13 protein-coding genes are annotated in these 15,313 nt (G+C 71.5%); 6 read left to right on the forward strand and 7 right to left on the reverse strand.

Going from position 1 to position 15,313, the window contains the following annotated elements:
• Positions 1-97 precede the first annotated feature (97 nt).
• Complete coding sequence (locus tag AC067N_RS20900) at positions 98-1,246, reverse strand: cystathionine gamma-synthase (protein ID WP_478680386.1); 1,149 nt, start codon at positions 1,244-1,246, stop codon at positions 98-100.
• A gap of 236 nt (positions 1,247-1,482) precedes the next feature.
• On the opposite strand from AC067N_RS20900, the gene AC067N_RS20905 reads away from it, so the two are divergent.
• The 4 genes from AC067N_RS20905 (at position 1,483) to msrA (AC067N_RS20920) (ending at position 6,719) form a co-directional block, all read left to right on the forward strand.
• Positions 1,483-2,601: a hypothetical protein gene (locus AC067N_RS20905; RefSeq protein WP_478680387.1), complete on the forward strand. Its 1,119-nt coding sequence runs from the start codon at positions 1,483-1,485 to the stop codon at positions 2,599-2,601.
• Positions 2,602-3,220: 619 nt separating this feature from the next.
• Positions 3,221-4,864, forward strand: a complete 1,644-nt coding sequence (locus AC067N_RS20910) for a M48 family metallopeptidase (protein ID WP_478680388.1) — start codon at positions 3,221-3,223, stop codon at positions 4,862-4,864.
• Positions 4,861-5,955 (forward strand): hypothetical protein, encoded by a 1,095-nt coding sequence (locus AC067N_RS20915; RefSeq protein ID WP_478680389.1) that lies wholly within the window; start codon positions 4,861-4,863, stop codon positions 5,953-5,955. Before AC067N_RS20910 ends, AC067N_RS20915 begins: the two co-directional genes overlap by 4 nt.
• A gap of 92 nt (positions 5,956-6,047) precedes the next feature.
• Positions 6,048-6,719 (forward strand): peptide-methionine (S)-S-oxide reductase MsrA, encoded by a 672-nt coding sequence (gene msrA, locus AC067N_RS20920; protein WP_478680390.1) that lies wholly within the window; start codon positions 6,048-6,050, stop codon positions 6,717-6,719.
• A gap of 8 nt (positions 6,720-6,727) precedes the next feature.
• Here the strand turns inward: msrA (AC067N_RS20920) and AC067N_RS20925 are convergent, their stop codons facing one another.
• Positions 6,728-7,564 (reverse strand): MBL fold metallo-hydrolase, encoded by an 837-nt coding sequence (locus AC067N_RS20925; protein ID WP_478680391.1) that lies wholly within the window; start codon positions 7,562-7,564, stop codon positions 6,728-6,730.
• A 261-nt stretch (positions 7,565-7,825) separates the two neighbouring features.
• Here AC067N_RS20925 and msrA (AC067N_RS20930) point away from each other — a divergent pair, with 261 nt between their 5' ends.
• A complete protein-coding gene (msrA, locus tag AC067N_RS20930) occupies positions 7,826-8,479 on the forward strand; it encodes a peptide-methionine (S)-S-oxide reductase MsrA (protein WP_478680392.1) in 654 nt (217 codons plus the stop codon).
• Between the two features lie 140 nt (positions 8,480-8,619).
• Here msrA (AC067N_RS20930) and AC067N_RS20935 read toward each other — a convergent pair whose 3' ends face one another.
• Positions 8,620-9,663 (reverse strand): NAD(P)-dependent alcohol dehydrogenase, encoded by a 1,044-nt coding sequence (locus tag AC067N_RS20935; RefSeq protein ID WP_478680393.1) that lies wholly within the window; start codon positions 9,661-9,663, stop codon positions 8,620-8,622.
• A gap of 173 nt (positions 9,664-9,836) precedes the next feature.
• Between AC067N_RS20935 and AC067N_RS20940 the strand changes: the two genes are divergently transcribed.
• Positions 9,837-10,763 carry a helix-turn-helix domain-containing protein gene (locus AC067N_RS20940; protein ID WP_478680394.1) on the forward strand — a complete coding sequence of 309 codons (927 nt, stop codon included), beginning with the start codon at positions 9,837-9,839 and terminating at the stop codon, positions 10,761-10,763.
• A gap of 191 nt (positions 10,764-10,954) precedes the next feature.
• Here AC067N_RS20940 and AC067N_RS20945 read toward each other — a convergent pair whose 3' ends face one another.
• The 4 genes from AC067N_RS20945 to AC067N_RS20960 form a co-directional block, all read right to left on the reverse strand.
• Positions 10,955-11,638: an ABC transporter ATP-binding protein gene (locus tag AC067N_RS20945; RefSeq protein ID WP_478680395.1), complete on the reverse strand. Its 684-nt coding sequence runs from the start codon at positions 11,636-11,638 to the stop codon at positions 10,955-10,957.
• 130 nt (positions 11,639-11,768) lie between these two features.
• Positions 11,769-13,271 carry an ABC transporter permease gene (locus AC067N_RS20950; protein WP_478680396.1) on the reverse strand — a complete coding sequence of 501 codons (1,503 nt, stop codon included), beginning with the start codon at positions 13,269-13,271 and terminating at the stop codon, positions 11,769-11,771.
• A gap of 189 nt (positions 13,272-13,460) precedes the next feature.
• Positions 13,461-14,711 carry a L,D-transpeptidase gene (locus tag AC067N_RS20955; protein ID WP_478680397.1) on the reverse strand — a complete coding sequence of 417 codons (1,251 nt, stop codon included), beginning with the start codon at positions 14,709-14,711 and terminating at the stop codon, positions 13,461-13,463.
• Positions 14,712-14,948: 237 nt separating this feature from the next.
• Positions 14,949-15,293 carry a hypothetical protein gene (locus AC067N_RS20960; RefSeq protein ID WP_478680398.1) on the reverse strand — a complete coding sequence of 115 codons (345 nt, stop codon included), beginning with the start codon at positions 15,291-15,293 and terminating at the stop codon, positions 14,949-14,951.
• Positions 15,294-15,313 lie beyond the last annotated feature (20 nt).

Here is a 15,313-nt window from a genome sequence, read left to right on the forward strand (position 1 = left end):
CGACCGGACCAGCTACAAAGCCACCACCAGCATCGAAATCCTCGCCGCCGCCAGCCCTTGACAACACACCCCAGCCGCAAACTTCACGGCCTTGGGACTAGCCCAGGGCCTGCTGGAGGTCCTCGAGGAGGTCGTCGATGTTCTCGATGCCCACGGAGAGGCGGACGAGGTCGGCGGGGACCTCCAGGGCGGAACCGGCCGCGGAGGCGTGTGTCATGCGTCCCGGGTGCTCGATCAGGGACTCGACGCCGCCCAGGGACTCACCGAGGGTGAACACCTTGGCGCGGTTGCAGACCTCGACGGCCGCCTCCTCGCCGCCGTCGACCTGGAACGACACCATGCCGCCGAACGCCTTCATCTGCTTGGCGGCCACCTCGTGGCCCGGGTGCTCGGGGAGGCCCGGGTAGAGGACACGGGAGACGCGCGGGTGGCGGGTGAGCATGTCGGCGATCTTCGTGGCGTTCTCGCTGTGCCGGTCCATGCGGACGGCGAGCGTCTTGGTGCCGCGCAGCACGAGCCAGGAGTCGAAGGGCCCGGCGACCGCGCCCATCGCGTTCTGGTGGTACGCCAGCTCGTCCCCGAGAGCCTGGTCGTTGACGATCAGGGCGCCGCCGACGACGTCGGAGTGGCCGCCCATGTACTTGGTGAGCGAGTGCACGACGACGTCCGCGCCGAGCGCCAGCGGCTGCTGGAGGTAGGGGGTGGCGAAGGTGTTGTCGACGACGAGCTTCGCGCCGGCCTCGCGGGCGATCTGCGCGACGGCCGGGATGTCGGTGATGCCGAGCAGCGGGTTGGAGGGGGTCTCCACCCAGACCGCCTTGGTCTTCGGGGTGATGGCGGCCCGCACGGCCGCGGGGTCGCTGGTGTCGGCGACAGACCAGTCCACGCCCCACCGGGAGACGACCTTCGCGAAGAGGCGGAACGTGCCGCCGTACGCGTCGTTGGGGATGACCACGTGGTCGCCGGGGCTGAGGAGCGTACGCAGCAGGCAGTCCTCGGCGGCCAGTCCGGACGCGAAGGCGAGGCCGCGGCTGCCGCCCTCCAGGGCGGCGAGGTTCTCCTCCAGTGCGGTGCGGGTGGGGTTGGCGCTGCGGCTGTACTCGTAGCCGCCGCGCAGGCCGCCTACGCCGTCCTGCTTGTAGGTCGAGACCTGGTAGATCGGCGGGACGACCGCGCCGGTGAGGGGATCCGCGGTGTTGCCGGCGTGGATCGCGAGGGTCTCGAAGTGCGTGTAGCTGTCGCTCATGACCCCGAGGGTATGTCTTCCGGAGCGCGAGGGGCGCGCCGTGGCTCCTCGGGCCTCGGGGCTCGGCGCTCGGGGCTCGGGCCTCGGGCCTCGGGGCTCGGGCCTCGGGGCTCGGGGTGCCTCGTGGCCGGGGGTGCCTCGTGGCCGGGGCGTGCGTGCCGTGGCGCAGGGGCTCCGCCCGCGGTGGTCCGGGCTCGGGTTGGGCAATTGCCGGTGGTGTCTGGAACCCTTGGCGTATGGAGATTCTCTGGGGGCTGATGGCGGTGCTCATGATCGGCATGGTGGTGTGGCCGATCGTGGCGCGTAGGCGGGCCGGTATTCAGCAGGTGCACGCGGGGCACCCGGACGCGGCCGATCCGGCGACCTACGGGTTCGTCCGGCAGGAGCTGCTGGATGTCCGGATGCCCGGCGACGACCAGGATCTGCTGGACGTGCTGGACGTGGTGCAGCGCACCCAGGACTACCGGGCGGCGCAGCAGCTGCTGGCCGGGACCGAGGCGGACGGCGAGGTGCGCTGGCAGCGGGTGCAGGCGTTCGCGGGCGCGGCGTCGCTGGAGCTGGCGCAGCGGCCGGGCGGGGTGGACGACGCGCCGGGCGGGCAGTGGCTCCGGGGGTGGCGCACCGAGGCGCCCAAGGACGCGGGCGGCGCCGCGGTGCACGCGGAGTTCCTGGTGCAGCAGGCGTGGCGTACGGCGACGCCGGGCACGGACGAGTTCCGGATCATCATGGAGGAGGCGAGGGCGGCGTGCGGCGACGCGGCGCTGCTCGCCCCGGGTGACCCGATCCCGTACATCATCGAGCTGTCGGTCGCGCGCGGTCTCGCCTACCCCCGCGAGGAGTTCGAGCAGCTCTGGTTGAGGATCCTGGACCGCGCGCCGGCGCACATGGGTGCGCATCTGGCGGCTCTGCACTACTGGTGCGAGAAGTGGCACGGCTCGCGCGAGCTGGCGTACGCGTTCGCGGAGTCGGCCGCGGCGCGCGCGCCGCAGGGGTCGCTGCTGGCGGCGATGCCGCTGTTCGCCGTGTTCGAGCACCTGCCCGAGGTGATCGTGGTGCAGGGCTTCTACGAGAGCGAGGTCGTCACCAAGGCGATGCACGGCGCCCTGTACGCGGTGCACTCGGCCCGGCCGGACGACCCGATGCTGGCCCATGTCCGCCATCTGCTGATCTTCTTCCTGGTCCGCGCCGAGCGCTGGGCCGAGGCCATGAACCAGCTGGTGCACGTCGACGGCCATGTGGGCGCCCTTCCCTGGACGCTGGCCTCCGACCCCGCCTCGGACTACGCGATATACCGGGCCCTGGCGGTCGCGGGCTACGAGGCGAACGGCGGCAGCCCGGCGACACTGCTGCACTGACGACCGGTGCGCCGGGCCGCATTCGTACACCCCCCAGGCCGCACCCGGCACTCACCCCAGGCCTCACCCCCACCCGCACCGGCCGGACCCGCGCACCCGGCACCGACGGCCTCGCCGCACACCGGCCTGCCCGGCCCGGTCGTACCGGCGGCGTGGGTCACGGCCGCCGGTGGCCCTCGCGCGGAGGCGAGTCCAGCAGGTGCCCTCCGGCGGAGGCGACGGGATGCACGGACCTGGCGGGGGCCGGCGTAGGCGCCACACCGCGGGCCGGCGGCAGGCCACGTCCACACCGTGAACGGGCGGCAGGCCACGTCCGCACCGCGGACCGGCGGGAGACGGTCTCGCGGCGTGCGGACTCGTCGCGGCCGGCGCGCCGGGCGGACCGGGTGGCGAGGCTCCGCCGGGGCGCCGGGGCGTCCCCGGCCGGCCGATGGGCCCGGCGGCTCCCGCGCACGGAATCCGCACACCCCCTGGCGGCCCTCCAGTAAGGCCTTGCCACCCCCACATCCCGTGAGAAATACTCCGCCCCCTCACCTCTTGGTCATGGACACGTCCTAGACCGACCGATTCAGCTGATTTCGTGATCGTTCGCGATCACTCCGTGGGGGGAAACTGCCCGATGGGCGCAACCCTGCGCGCAGTGCGCGCTCTCGTGTTGCTCGCCGGCTTCTATCTGCTCGGCGTGATCCTGCTGGCGGTGCTCGCCGGCGCCGACTACCTGCTGTACCTGCACGCGCCGTCCGGCGTGGCGCTCAAGCTGTACGTGGTCTCCGTACTCCTGGCCCTGCCGCTGATCCGCGGACTGTTCATGCTGCGGACCCCGAAGGGCGAGGAGCGGCCCGGCCTGGCGGTGACGGAGGCCGACGAGCCCGCGCTGTGGCGCACCGTGCGGGAGCTCGCCGACCAGGTCGGCACCCGCGCCCCGTCGCGCATCCTGCTGACGCCCGACGTCAACGCCGCCGTCAGCGAGGACGCCCGGCTGCTCGGCCTGCTGCCCGGACCTCGCCGCCTCTACCTCGGCGTACCGCTGCTGCAGGGCCTGACCGAGGCTCAACTGCGCGCGGTCCTCGCCCATGAGCTGGGCCACTACTCGAACTCCGACACCCGGCTCGCGGCGATCACCGCACGCGGCCGGGCCCAGGTGCTGCGCACCATCGACAACTTCGAGGAGCGGGCCGGCAAGACCGCGGGACGTGAGCAGGCCCGGCAGGAGAAGAAGAACGCCAAGGCCGCCGCCAAGGGCAAGAAGACCAAGGAGATCGACACCCGCCACTCGGGCTTCACGTACCGGGTGATGGCACGGATCTACGTCGCCTACGCCCACCTGTACTTCCGGGCCACGCTCGCCGGTTCGCGCCGCGAGGAGTACGCGGCCGACGCCGCCGCGGCCCGGATCGCCGGACGCGACGCCACCGCGTCGGCGCTGCGCGAGATCCCGGCGCTGTCCGCCGCGTTCGGCTTCTACATGAACAGCTACGCCACGCTCGGCTCCGAGGCCCGGCTGCTGCCGCCGCGCGGCGAGTTCTTCGGCGGGTTCGGCCGGATGCTGACCGCCCGCCAGCTCGAACTGGTCGGGCTGCGCACCGATCTGCCGACCGAGCCGTCGTCGCCGTACGACTCGCACCCGCCGATCGCCGACCGCGTCGCGCGGATCGAGGCGCTGCCCGCCGACGGCCGCACCGACGAGGCGAGGGGCGCGGCGCTGACCCTGCTCAAGGACCCGGAGCGGACGCTGGCCGAGCTGGAGGACGCGGTCCTCACCGACGACGTGCTGCGGTTCGACCGCACCGCCGGCTGGCAGGAGCTGCTGGACGGTTCGATGGCGGCGAACTTCGTCTCCGCGGACACCGCGCTGCACCGGGCGCTCGCGATGTACACCAAGGAGCACCCGTCCCTGCGGGGCCTGCTCAAGGTGATCGACGACGGTCAGCTGTGGCAGCTGGCCCGACGGCTGCCGGTGTCCGACCAGGCGGCGGAGGCGAAGGGCCGGGCCTTCCGCGAGTTCGTCCGGCCCGCGCTGGCGGACGGACTGCAGACCATGGTGCTCGCCGAGCTGAGCGCCCACTCCCGGCTGCGCTGGGAGTTCTCCTGGGCGGACGCCGCCGTGGTGCGTCTGGCGCCCGCGGCCGACGGCTCCGAGGCCGACCTCGGCGCCGCGATCGGGGCGGCGATCGCCGACCACCCGGACACCGGGCCGCTGCGCGCGCTGCTGCCCTCCGCTCCCCAAGGCCCCGCCGCGCGAGAAACGGACGCCCCGCGATGACCGTACTGCTGTGGATACTGGCCGTTCTGGCCGTGCCCGTCCTCCTCATCGGTCTGTGGCTGGCCGGGGTGTTCCTCAAGGAGTTCTTCCGCCCCGGCGGCGACGCCGCCCCGGACGCCGCGGAGGCGCTGGGCCTGCTCCCCGCCGAACGGCAGAACACCACGTACGCGGGTCCGCTGCCGGCGGACGTCGACGCGACGCTCGCCGCCGTGCGCGGCGGCGACTGGAAGGCCGCCGCCAAGCTGCTGCAGGACATCGGCCGGGACTGGGACCGCCGCTCCTGGGCGACGGGCCTGCTGGGCGGGATCGCCGCCGATGACGACGAGTGGCTGCTGGCCTGGGAGGCCGACCGGCCCGACGACCCCGACGCGGCACTCGTCCGCGCCCGCAGCACGGTCATCCTCGGCGGGAAGATGCGGGGCGCCCAACGCGCCCAGCACACGACGGGCGAGCAGTTCGCGGGCTTCCACCGGATGCTGGAACGTTCCCGCGAGGAGATCGCGCGCGCCGCCGCGCTCCACCCCGACGACCCCACGCCGTACGTCACGGAGATCACCGTCGCCCTCGGACTGGGCTACCCGCACGCCGAGATGGACCGGCTCTGGACGGAGATCACCGCCCGCGCACCGCACCACTACGAGGCGCACTACATGGCGCTCCAGTACTGGTGCGCGAAGTGGCGGGGCTCGGAGAAGCTGGCGACCGACTTCGCCGAGCGGGCGGCCGAGAACGCGCCGCTGGGCAGCCTGCTCACCGTGCTGCCGCTGATCGCCCACTTCGAGCACGACCAGTCGGACGACAGCGAGGTGGACCGTACGCCCCGGATGATCGGCCGGGTGGACGCGGGCCTCGCGGACGCCGCCGCGGCCGACCAGGACCACCCGCGGCTGCCGGAGCTGCGCCATCTCCTGGCGTACTACCTCGCCCTCCAGGACCGCGACGCCGCCGCGCTCGAACAGTTCAGGCTGGTCGACGGTCACGTCAACGCGCTGCCCTGGCGCTACCGGAGCAGCGAGGAGGAGATGGCCGCGTTCTACTGCCGGATCCGCAACGCCTCGGCGCAGGCGGTGGCGGCGGAGAGCGCCGGCTGACAGCACCGCGTCGGTGACCGGAATTCGGGCGGTACCCGGAGCGTTCTCCAGGTACCGCCCGCTCGTTTCCGCACGTCTCCCAAGGAGTCCCGATGCTCTTCGGCCGCACGCCCCAGCTGCCCACCCCCGAGCAGGCTCTGCGTGGCCGCGCCGAGCTGCCGTTCACCGTGCCCGACCGGCACACCGTGCTCGGCACCCCGCTCCTCGGCCCCTACCCCGAGCACCTGGAGACCGCCGACTTCGGCCTCGGCTGCTTCTGGGGCGCGGAGCGGAAGTTCTGGCAGCTCCCGGCGGGCGTGTGGACCACGCTCGTCGGCTACCAGGGCGGCTTCACCGAGAACCCCACGTACGAGGAGGTGTGCTCCGGCCTCACCGGCCACACCGAGGTCGTCCGCGTCGTGTACGACCCCTCCCTGATCTCCTACGAGCGTCTCCTCCAGGTGTTCTGGGAGTCCCACGACCCGACCCAGGGCTACCGCCAGGGCAACGACGTGGGCACCCAGTACCGCTCCGCCGTCTACACCCACACCCCGGCCCAGGCGAAGGCAGCCGAAGCCTCCCGCGAGGCCTACCAGAAGGTCCTCACCGGCTCCGGCTACGGCACGATCACCACGGAGATCCTCCCGGCGGAGGACCACGCGTTCTACCCCGCCGAGGGCTACCACCAGCAGTACCTTTCAAGCAGCAAGAACCCGAACGGGTACTGCGGGCTGGGCGGGACGGGGGTGTCCTGCCCGGTCGGTGTGGCGAAGGCGGACGGCTGAGGCGGCTCTCAGGGGCCGCCCCCGTCCGGCTGGAAGCTCGCCAGCATCTGTTCCAGGGCCACCTGGTCCGGGCCGACGAAGGGCGGTGCGGACGGGGCGGTGGCGAGGGTGTCGAGCATGGCGCCGGTGATGCCGGCGGCCGGCGGGAGGTGCGTCGAGAGGACCAGGTCGGGCTTGCGGTCCTTCAGGGAGTCGAAGGTCCTGAGGTACTTCTCGACGTCGACCGTCTGGACCCAGGGGCTGTCGACCGTGGCCCACAGGAGCTGGGCGGTGCGCAGTTCCTCGACCGCGACATCGCGGACGTCACCGGCCTGGGCGAGCTCGGCGGTGGGCAGCGGGGCGCCGAAGCAGTCGGAGCTGAAGCAGACACCGGAGTGGTCGTCGAAGAAGCCGACGGTGGCGGGGTTGTCGAACAGCGGCGGACGGAACCCGGTGAGGGTGCGGTCCCCGATGTCGAGCGTCTCGCCGGGGTTCACGAGGTGGGCCCGGTCGAGGGGCAGCGGATGCTCGCAGGACAGGATGCCGGCGCCCAGGAACGTCGTCACGACGCGCGCCTCGGGGGCCGCCGCCAACAGGTCGAAGATCCCGCCCGTGTGGTCGCGGTCGGGGTGGGTGAGCCAGATCCAGCGGACGTCGGCCGGGTCCAGCACGGTGCCGAGGACATCGACGAAGTTCCGGTCGGGCAGCCCCAACCCGGTGTCCACGACCACGGGTTGCGCGCCGAGCAGTACGAAGGCGTTCACGGGGATGTGCCCGATGCCCGGCACCTCCAGGCTGTCGGCGATAACGCTGATGTCCGGGCGCAGCCGGTGCACGGTACCCGGGCGGACCTTTTGAAGGGGCATGTCACTCACACCTCGGAAACCCCCCGGGTGGTGATCGCCGCGACCGCATGCCTCCGCTCGTGCTTCCGTCTCCATCGTCCGGCCGTGGGGGCGGGGACGCATCCGCTGCCGGGGCCGCGCTCGCGGCAGAATGGCGAGAGCCGGCGCACGGGAGCCCCGGCCCGCCGGGCCCACGGGGCCGGTGAAGCGGTGAAGCCGGTGGTGCCGACGGGGCCGGTGGCGCCATGGACGGTGCAGATGATTCGGACGAGGGGGTCGCCCATGTTGTTCGGACGGGCTCGGGAATTACGGATGCCCACGGCCGGGGAGGCTCCGCCGGGGCGGTCGGCGCTCGCGTACGAGGTGCCCGAGACACATGCCGTCCTGGGGACGGCGTTGCGGGGGCCGTATCCCGAGGGGGCCGAGGTCGCCGCTTTCGCGATGGGCTGCTTCTGGGGTGCCGAACGGCGGTTCTGGCAGCTGCCGGGCGGTGTCCGCACCACCCTCGTCGGGTTCCAGGGCGGCTACACGCCGTACCCGGTCGACGAGGAGGTGCGGACGGGGCTGACCGGACACGCGGAGACGGTACGGGTGGTGTTCGACCCGGCCGAGGTGTCGTACGAGCGGCTGCTCCGCGTGTTCTGGGAGGGGCATGACCCGACGCAGGGCTTCCGCCAGGGCAACGACGTCGGTACGCATGTCCGCTCGGTGGTCTTCGCGCACTCGCCGGAACAGGCCGCGACCGCCGAGAGGACCCGCGAGCGGTATCAGGCCGCGCTGTCGGCCGCCGGGTACGGGGTGATCACGACCGAGATCGTGGCCGCCGAGGAGCACCCGTTCTATCCGGCGAGCGCGCTGCACCAGCAGTACCTGCACAGGAATCCGGCGGGCTACTGCGGGCTCGGGGGCACCGGCGTGTCCCTGCCCGGGGACTGAGGTTCCCTGCCCCCGGGGTGGTGTGGACGCCGTTCGGCGGCTTTCCGGCATGTGCGTCTCCCCGGCCCCGGCGAGTGCACCGGTGCGGCCCTGTACTGCGGGCGCCCGCACCACCCCCGGCCCCGCAGGGCCCGCCCCGATCAGATCGTCGCCGTGTCGATCACGAAGCGGTAGCGGACGTCGCTCGCCAGCACCCTCTCGTACGCCTCGTTGATCTGGTCGGCCCGGATGAGCTCGATCTCGGCGCCCAGTCCGTGCTCGGCGCAGAAGTCGAGCATCTCCTGGGTCTCACGGATGCCCCCGATCCCGGACCCGGCGAGGGTCTTGCGGCCGGCGATCACCGAGAACAGGTTGAGGGCGACCGGCTCCTCCGGCGCGCCGACGTTCACGAACGCGCCGTCGGTCTTGAGCAGGGACAGATACGCGTCCAGGTTCAGCGGCGCCGAGACCGTCGACAGGATCAGGTCGAACGAACCCCGCAGCTTCTCGAACGTCGCCGGGTCGCTGGTCGCGTGGTAGTGGTCGGCGCCCAGCTTCAGCCCGTCCTCCTGCTTGCGGAGCGACTGGGACAGGACGGTCACCTCCGCGCCGAGCGCGTGCGCGAGCTTGACGCCCATGTGGCCGAGGCCGCCCAGGCCGACGATGGCGACCTTCTTGCCCGGGCCGGCGTTCCAGTGCCGGAGCGGGGAGTACGTGGTGATGCCCGCGCACAGCAGCGGCGCGGCCTCGTCGAGGGATATGCCGTCGGGGATGCGCACGGTGAAGGCCTCGTCGACGACGATCTTCTCCGAGTAGCCGCCGTAGGTCGGCTCACCGTTCTTGTCGAGCGCGTTGTACGTGCCGACGCCGCCCTTGAGGCAGTACTGCTCCAGTCCGGCCTCGCAGTTCTCGCACTCCCGGCAGGAGTCGACCAGGCAGCCGACGCCCACGCGGTCGCCGACGGCGAACTTGGTGACGCCGGAGCCGACGGCCTCGACGACACCGGCGATCTCGTGGCCCGGCACCATCGGGAAGATCGCCTCGCCCCAGCCCTCCCGGGCCTGGTGGATGTCCGAGTGGCAGATACCGGCGAACTTGATGTCGATCAGAACGTCGAACTCACCGACCGCGCGGCGCTCGATGGTCGTGCGCTCCAGCGGAGCCTTGGCGGAGGGGGCCGCGTAGGCGGCGACTGTGGTGGTCATGCCGAGGGTTCTCCTAGCCGTTGTATCCGTGCCCGGCCTGCCTTCCGGCCGGGCACGGATGTCAGCCTGCCCGAGATCGCGGCATCCACCCAGGCCACGGCTCTGCGTACGTCCGCTGGTCCTACCACTGGCGGGGTCAGGCTCCTGGGCGTACGACCAGGAATACTTGACGTATGGACGAACAGCCCGAAGCCGTGCGGGACGGGCAGCCGCTCGGCGGCCCCGCCGGAACCCCCCTCGACCGGCGTGCCGAACTCAGCGAGTTCCTGCGGACGCGGCGGGCCCGGCTGAAGCCGGAGGACGTCGGACTGCCGGACTTCGGCCGGCACCGCCGGGTGCCCGGGCTGCGGCGGGAGGAGCTGGCACAGCTGGCGGGTGTGTCCGTGGCCTACTACACACGGCTGGAACAGGGCAACGGGCGCAACGTGTCGGCGGAGGTGCTCGACGCCATCGCGCGCGCCCTTCGGCTGAGCGACGCCGAGCGCAACCATCTGACGCACCTCGCCAAGCCGAAGGCCCACAAGAAGAAGCCGTCGGCCCGTCCGCAGCAGGTCAGGGGCGCCCTGCGGCAACTGATCGACTCCCTGGACGGCGTCCCCGCGTACATCACCGGGCGGCGCTCGGACATCCTCGTGTGGAACCGGATGGCGGCGGCGGTGTTCGGTGACTGGTCGGAGCTGCCGGCGCAGGAGCGGAACTGGGCGCGCATGGTGTTCCTGCGGCCCGACTACCGGGACCTGTACGTCGACTGGGAGCAGAAGGCCGCCGACATCGTCAGCTATCTGCGGATGGACGCGGGCTGTCACCCCGACGATCCGCGGCTGTCGGCGCTGGTGGGCGAGTTGTCGGTGAAGAGCGAGGAGTTCCGGCGGCTGTGGGCCGCGCACGACGTGAAGGAGAAGAGCCACGGCGTGAAGGAGATGCGTCACCCGCTGGTGGGTGACCTGAGCCTCTCCTACGAGTCGTTCCGGCTCCCGGACGACCACGAGCAGACCCTGATCACCTATCACGCGGAGCCGGGCTCCCCGTCCGCCGAGGCCCTGCGTCTGCTGGCCAGCTGGGGCACGGACGCGACCCGCGCGCCGTCGGCGAAACCGTAGCGACTCCCTGCGGCGACACCCTGACGAAGCGCTCGCCGCAGGTACCGCCTCCGGTGGGCCGTGTCTCGGAGTCGTCGCCGTGGCCCTCGCGGCACCCGTACCGCGAGGCCCGGGCCCACGCGCAACCCGTACGTGCCCGGTCCCCACTCCCACGCGCCCCGCACCCCACGCGAGGCCGCCCAAGGGCGGTCTCACGCCGCGGCGTTCTCCCGCACCGTGATCCGCCCCTTGCTGATCGTCGCGACCCGCGGGGCCTTCTTGGCCAGCGCCGAGTCATGGGTGACCATGACGAAGGTGAGCCCGTGCTCCTTCCACAGGGCCTCCAGCACCTCCATGATCTCGTCGCGCGTCGACTCGTCGAGGTTGCCCGTGGGTTCGTCCGCGAGCAGTACCTTGGGCCGCTTCACCAGGGCGCGGGCGATCGCGACCCGCTGCTGCTGACCGCCCGAGAGCTCCGCCGGCAGATGCCCGAGCCGCTCCCCCAGCCCCACCGACCCCAGCGCCTCGGCCGCACGCCGCCGCCGCTCCCTGGCCTTCACGCCGAGCGGTACCAGCGCCGTCTCCACGTTCTCCTGCGCGCTCAGCGTCGGGATCAGGTTGAAGCTCTGGAACACGAACCCGATGCTCTCGCTGCGCACCCGGGTGAGCCTGGCCTCGGACAGCCCGGCCAGGTCGGTGCCGTCGAGTTCGACGCTCCCGGCCGACGGCCTGTCGAGCCCGCCGAGCATCTGGAGCAAGGTGGACTTCCCGCCTCCGGTGGGCCCTTGGATGACCAGCCGGTCCCCGTCCGCGATGGTGAGGTCGACGCCGTCGAGCGCGTTGACGGTGTCCTTGCCGCGTGTGTACCGCTTGGTCACGCCGGTGAGTACGTACATGGTGCAACTCCTGGATGGTGTGAGGTCGTGGCCGACGTGCCGGCTCGGGTCGGGGAGGGCCCCCGGCCGGCCAGGCGGCTCCGTTCGGGGCGCCGCCGCCTACCTGGCCGTTCCGGTCGCGGGCGGGCGGCTACTCGACCCGCCGTAGGGCGTCGGCGGGGCGCAGCCGGGAGGCGCGCCAGCCGCCGAACGCGCCCGCGATCAGTCCGCCGGTGACGGCGAGGCCCACCGCGAGGGCGATCGTGGAGACGCTGACGGGCGCGGTGAGGGCGATGTCGAGCGCGTTCGACGCCGTCTGGCGCCCGCCGCCGGGACCACCCGCGCCCGGGAAGCCGCCTCCGCCGGGGGCGCCGCCGAACCCGCCGCCGGTCGCCCCGACTTCCGCCTGCAAGGTCGGGCTGATCGCCGTGACGGCCCACGCCCCGGCGAGTCCCAGGGCGATACCGAGTGCCCCGCCGACGAGCCCGTTGACCATGGCCTCGCCCACGACCTGCCGGGTCACCCGCCCCGACTTCCAGCCGAGCGCCTTGAGCGTCCCGAACTCCCGTACCCGGCGCGAGACCGCCGAGGAGGTGAGCAGCCCCGCCACCAGGAACGCGGCGACGAGCACGGCCGCGGAGAGCCACTTGCCGACGTTCGACGCGAGGTCGGAGGCGGTGGACAGGGAGCCGGACACGGTGTCGGCGAGATCGGCGGAGGTGGTGACCGTGGTGCCCGGGATGTTCTTCCGGATGGCCGACTTGACGGAGTCGATGCGCTGGGAGTCGCTCGCCCTGACGTAGATCGTGGTGATCTTGTTCTTGGCGTCGCCGAGCGTCTGTGCCCGCTTCAGCGGCATGTAGAGGTCGGCCGCGGCGTCCCCGCTGTCGGGTGTGGCGATGCCGATGACCTCGTACTTCCCGGAGTCGATGGTGACGCTGTCACCCACCTTCAGATCCTTCTCCTCGGCGTACGACCGGTCGGCGACGACGACCCGCGCCTCGGTCTCGGAGGTCTTGAAGGTACGTCCGCCGGTGATCTTCGAGGAGGTCAGCGGGCCGAGGTCCGGCTCGGTGACGTCCGTGCCGTACACCGAGTAGTTGTCGACGTCGAACTCGGCGCCGCCGCCCTCGACGCGCCCCTGCGGCTGCCCGGCGCCTCCGCCGTTCTGTGCGCCGCCGTTCTGCCCGGGAGCGCCCTGCTGCCGGCCGCCCGTGCCCTCGTCCTGCTGGAACTGGCCGCGCCGGAACTGTCCGTCGACCTTGATGACCTGAAGGCTGAGGCCGCCGACGGCGTCCGCGACACCCTGCTGCGCGCCGACCTCGGCGACCGTCGAGCTCGCCAGGGTCTGGAAGCCCTGGACGCGGACGAGGTCGCTGCTCTGCTCCGCGTCCGAGTCCTCGTCCTGTGCGTCGAACTCGAAGCGGGGGCGGTCGGCGCCGTTCTCACCGGGCGCGGCGGCGGCCTTGGTGACGGTCATGTCCGTCCCCAGCCCGTAGAGGGATTCGAGCACCTTGGTCTGGGCCTTCTCCATCCCGGACGACACGGAGCTGACCACGATCACCAGCGCGATGCCCAGCGCGAGCCCGGAGGCGACGACGAGCGCCGCCCTTCTGCGGCGGCGCAGTTCGCGCCTCAGGTAGGTGAGAAACATGGCCGAAAGCTAGGGAGGCCAGGTGATGAGGGGATAAGTCCCCGATAAGAGCCGGATGAGAAGCGGGATGAGAACCCTGTGGCCGGCCCCGGAAACACCGATGCCGCCCCTGGGGGCGGCATCGGCGTCACACGGTCACATCAGGGCGGCCGCGTCCGGTGATCGACGCGGTGCCGCTCGGCCGGCGGTTCAGGCGGCGGAGCCCGCCTTCCAGTCGGCCCAGCTCATGTTCCAGCCGTTGAGGCCGTTGTCCGGGGCGACCGTCTTGTCGCCGGTGTTCTGGACGACGACCACGTCACCGACGATCGAGTTGTCGTAGAACCAGGCGGCCTCGGTGTTGGGGTCGTTGGCGCCCTTGGTGTCGTTCAGACCGACGCAGCCGTGGCTGGTGTTGACGTTGCCGAAGATGGAGTCGGCGCCCCAGTAGTTGCCGTGGAGGAAGGTGCCGGAGGTCGTCAGGCGCATGGCGTGGGGTACGTCCTTGATGTCGTACTCGCCCTTGCCGTCGTCGTCGGTGAAGCCGACCGTCGCGCCGTTCATCCGGGTCTCCTTGAACTTCTCGGAGATCACCATCTGGCCCTCGTACGTCTTGTTCTCGGGCGAGCCGGCGGAGATCGGGATGGTCTTGACGACCTTGCCGTCCTGCGTGACCTTCATCTGCTTGGTCTTGGCGTCGACGATCGAGACCTGGTTGCGGCCGATCTTGAAGGAGACCGTCTTCTGCTGGACGCCGTAGACGCCCTCGGCGCCCTCGACACCGTCGAGCGCGAGCTTCAGCGTGACGGTGGAGCCCTCCTGCCAGTAGTCCTCGGGCCGGAAGTCGATGCGGTTCGCGTTGAACCAGTGCCCGACGACCTCCTGACCGGAGCTGGTGGAGACGGTGATCCCCTTCTGGACGGCGGCCTTGTCGGTGATCGCCTTGTCGAAGTTGATGGACACCGGCATGCCGACGCCGACGGTGGAACCGTCCTCCGGCGTGAAGTTGCCTATGAAGCTGTTGGCGGGCGAGACGGTGGTGAACGCCGCGTTCTCGTGGGCCTCGCGGCCCTCGGAGTCCTCGGCGGTGGCGGTGATCTTGTAGCTGGTGGACCGCTCCAACTGCACGCTCGGCGCCCAGCTCTTCTTGTCCGCGGATATCTCACCCTGGACGGCGGTGCCCTCCGCGGTGGTCATCGTCACCTTGGTGAGCGTGCCCTTGCTCACGACGACCTTGGCGGAGTTGTTGATGGAGGCGTTGTTCGAGCCGTCCTTCGGGGTGATCTTGATGTCGGCCTCGGAGGTCTTCTTGGCCGCCGCCTCGTCGACCTTGGACTGCGAGTCCCCGCCGTCGTTCCCGGACGCGTTGTCGCCGCCGTCTCCGCTGCACGCAGAGAGCACCAGCACCCCGCCGAGCAGTGCGGACGCGACCACCAGGCCCTTGCGCCGCTTACTGTTCGTCATCACACGCTTCTCCATCGTTGCCGAAATCCCCAAGAGCCGAGAATCCCCGTAAGCACTAAAACACCACCACGGCACCGAGCCGTTCCGCTTGGCGCCGATGTGTGGGCTACGCCACTCCGCCTGGACCGGGTCGTCGGCGACCGGCGGCGGTGGTGCGCGAGTGAGCAGTGCGCCCCATGAGACGAGAGAACCCCGGGCGGCGGTTGCCGCCCGGGGTCATGATTCCCCCAAAGCGCCTCAGCCGCGTCCGCGTTCCTCGTCGTCCCCGCCGTCATCATCCTCGTCGAGGCCCCATTCCGGCGAATCGGGGTCGTAGTCGATGCCCTCACTGCTCCAGGAGGCCTGGGCGAGTTCGACACCCGGCACCTCACCGACCAGGTCGAACGGGTCGATCAGATACGCGAGCGCCTCCGCCGTGTCCTCCGTCACCGCGCTCTCGGCGTGTACCCGTTCGTCGCCCGGCATATCGGAATCGTCGGCGATCCGCCGCAACGCGGCGCCGGTGACGGCCTCGACGTTCTCGACCTCCACCACCAACTCCACACGAAGGCGGACAAACTGTGATGTCTCAGCTGTAGTCATGCTTCGGAGCGTACGGCTCG

Source organism: Streptomyces sp. NPDC042364 (genome assembly GCF_056437585.1).

Coding starts and splice junctions, on each gene's coding strand:
- AC067N_RS20900 (WP_478680386.1), bottom strand. CDS start 1,246: ATGAGCGACAGCTACACGCACTTCGAGACCCTCGCGATCCACGCCGGC.
- AC067N_RS20905 (WP_478680387.1), top strand. CDS start 1,483: ATGGAGATTCTCTGGGGGCTGATGGCGGTGCTCATGATCGGCATGGTG.
- AC067N_RS20910 (WP_478680388.1), top strand. CDS start 3,221: ATGGGCGCAACCCTGCGCGCAGTGCGCGCTCTCGTGTTGCTCGCCGGC.
- AC067N_RS20915 (WP_478680389.1), top strand. CDS start 4,861: ATGACCGTACTGCTGTGGATACTGGCCGTTCTGGCCGTGCCCGTCCTC.
- msrA (WP_478680390.1), top strand. CDS start 6,048: ATGCTCTTCGGCCGCACGCCCCAGCTGCCCACCCCCGAGCAGGCTCTG.
- AC067N_RS20925 (WP_478680391.1), bottom strand. CDS start 7,564: ATGCCCCTTCAAAAGGTCCGCCCGGGTACCGTGCACCGGCTGCGCCCG.
- msrA (WP_478680392.1), top strand. CDS start 7,826: ATGTTGTTCGGACGGGCTCGGGAATTACGGATGCCCACGGCCGGGGAG.
- AC067N_RS20935 (WP_478680393.1), bottom strand. CDS start 9,663: ATGACCACCACAGTCGCCGCCTACGCGGCCCCCTCCGCCAAGGCTCCG.
- AC067N_RS20940 (WP_478680394.1), top strand. CDS start 9,837: ATGGACGAACAGCCCGAAGCCGTGCGGGACGGGCAGCCGCTCGGCGGC.
- AC067N_RS20945 (WP_478680395.1), bottom strand. CDS start 11,638: ATGTACGTACTCACCGGCGTGACCAAGCGGTACACACGCGGCAAGGAC.
- AC067N_RS20950 (WP_478680396.1), bottom strand. CDS start 13,271: ATGTTTCTCACCTACCTGAGGCGCGAACTGCGCCGCCGCAGAAGGGCG.
- AC067N_RS20955 (WP_478680397.1), bottom strand. CDS start 14,711: ATGACGAACAGTAAGCGGCGCAAGGGCCTGGTGGTCGCGTCCGCACTG.
- AC067N_RS20960 (WP_478680398.1), bottom strand. CDS start 15,293: ATGACTACAGCTGAGACATCACAGTTTGTCCGCCTTCGTGTGGAGTTG.